Below are 1,413 nucleotides of genomic sequence, written 5' to 3'. Positions count from 1 at the left end.
GAGTGATTGACGAAGTTTCTCATTTTCGTTCGTCAGTTGGCGTCTTTCAATGGCGCGTTTTACGGTTTCAACCAAGTGTTCTGGCGCAAAAGGTTTCTCTATAAAATCGTAGGCCCCTTGGTGTAACGCATTTACGGCCATTGAGATGTCACCATGGCCTGTAATCATGATGACTGGCAGGTTTGGGTCGCGTTGAACTAACGTGGTTAACAAGTCCATGCCTGAAATACCGGGTAAGCAGATGTCGGTCACAATCACACCAGCTTCGTCGCTTTGTTTCATGGCTAACAAGGCGGATTCCGCATCGGAAAAAAAAGTCGCTTCGATATCGGCTAGCTCAAACGTTTGTTCTATTGCTAATCGAAGGTCGGCTTCATCATCAATAAAAAACACCTGACACATTATCTTATCCTTCTGATTGGTCGGTGCGTTGGCATATTGGTAAGCACAATGAGAATCGAGCGCCACCTTGGGCTCGGTTGTGAGCACTCAAGCTGCCGTTCATACCAGCCAATATTTGCTGAGATATAGAAAGTCCTAATCCCAATCCATTCTTTTTAGTTGTTAAAAACGGTTCGCAAAGTTCGGACAGTGTGTGCGAACCAAGCCCAGGGCCATTGTCATCGACATGAATCATCACTTTGTTTTCATCCGTATCCGTTTCAACGAGCAACCACACTTGTTTATCTTGTTGTTCTTTTACGGCTTCAATTGCGTTTGTCAGCAAGTTAACCAGAACTTGCTCCAATTGAATGGTATTGATTTGAACCTCGATGTCGTCAGTAGGAAGTTCGGTAGCAAGTAGAACACGAGCAGATTTAAAAGCGGGTTTCATGAGCTCTTTTGATGAGGCTATCACGGGCAACAGACGTGTTTGGGTAAGCTCATTGCCGCTGGCCTTTTTGGCAAACGAACGCAATTGCTGGCTGATGTTTGCCATTCTGTCTGTGAGGGCTGAAATGCGAGTGAGATTATCTTCCACTCGATCATACTTTTCTTTCTGAAGGAACAATTTTCCATTCTCAGCAAAGCTACGAATGGCTGCCAACGGATTATTCAGCTCATGGCTGATGCTCGTTGACATTTGACCGAGAACTGCCAGCTTAGCCGCTTGAATCAACTCATCTTGGGTTAAACGCAGTGTTTGCTCCGTTTCGGTTCGCTGCGCAATTTCAGCCTGCAACTCTGCTGTTCTCGCCATGACTTGAAATTCTAACTTCTGATTCGCTTCTTGTTGGATTCGTTCTAACTGCAAATGACGTTGTTGGCGGTGATAAATCAACTGGCCAATCAAGAACAAAACCGTAAAGGCCAACGTAAGCACAACGATATAGCCCATCGTAACCCAAACGATGGATTGTTTTGGCGAAAGCACACGAATCGTTAGCTTTAACTCAGGTAAAGGCAGTGAAG

Annotated in this window: 2 protein-coding genes; both read right to left on the bottom strand. The window is 45.2% G+C overall.

Features of this window, described 5'->3' with window-relative positions:
• A partial coding sequence (locus R7Q47_RS23745; protein WP_318089599.1) for a sigma-54-dependent Fis family transcriptional regulator occupies positions 1–402 on the bottom strand: 402 nt, incomplete at its 3' end.
• A gap of 4 nt (positions 403–406) precedes the next feature.
• A partial coding sequence (locus tag R7Q47_RS23740) for a sensor histidine kinase (RefSeq protein ID WP_318089597.1) occupies positions 407–1,413 on the bottom strand: 1,007 nt, incomplete at its 5' end.

This window comes from Vibrio sp. Vb0349, from assembly GCF_033338975.1.
Note: the sequence above shows the minus strand (reverse complement) of the source record. Positions and strands in the feature narration are given on the sequence as shown.